This window comes from Acetomicrobium sp. S15 = DSM 107314, from assembly GCF_016125955.1.
Taxonomy (GTDB): Bacteria; Synergistota; Synergistia; order Synergistales; family Thermosynergistaceae; genus Thermosynergistes; species Thermosynergistes pyruvativorans.
On sequence record NZ_JADEVE010000169.1, the window covers coordinates 1 to 527 of the forward strand.

A 527-nucleotide genomic window follows, 5' to 3' on the forward strand; every position below is an offset into this window, starting at 1 on the left:
CGTCAGACTACCGGAACCGGTGCCGCACTCCACGACAGTAGCCCCAGGGAAAATGTCCAAATAGAGGAGGATGAAGCCCGTTTCTTTGGGGAATACTATCTGAGTCTTGCGCTTGAGCGATGCTCGTATCGCCTTGCGCAAAATGATGGTTGCCTTTATCGACGAACTTAAAGACAAGATTACGAAGCCTTAGCCAAAATGCCCGAACACTACAGATCGCTCAGTCGAATACTTGCTAAAGAAAACGCAGCCAAATCGATCCAGCTTCTCACTCGCCTCGCAAAAGGCGTGATGCCATGTTGCGGGAAGAAATTAAAAGGGTATAGGAGGAATTCCTGAGTCTACGGAGCTAGGAAAGTATGGCGGACCTCTCAATCGAGAGGGCATTCAGCTTCGATCCTAAAGAGCTCGAAGCGCTCATAACTCCTAAGACAAAGATGATAATCATAAATACGCCGCAAAATCCGACGGGAGGCGTGCTGCCGTCCTCGGACCTCGATCTTATTGCGGAACTTGCCGTAAAGCAC

Annotated in this window: 1 protein-coding gene and 1 pseudogene; one reads left to right on the plus strand and one right to left on the minus strand. The window is 49.7% G+C overall.

The features are described from left to right. Window positions 1–177: pseudogene (locus tag EZM41_RS03950) on the minus strand (hypothetical protein); the annotation flags it as partial. Window positions 178–359: 182 nt separating this feature from the next. On the opposite strand from EZM41_RS03950, the gene EZM41_RS14620 reads away from it, so the two are divergent. Further along, the coding region (locus EZM41_RS14620) for an aminotransferase class I/II-fold pyridoxal phosphate-dependent enzyme (RefSeq protein ID WP_198469731.1) at window positions 360–527 on the plus strand (168 nt) is incomplete at its 3' end.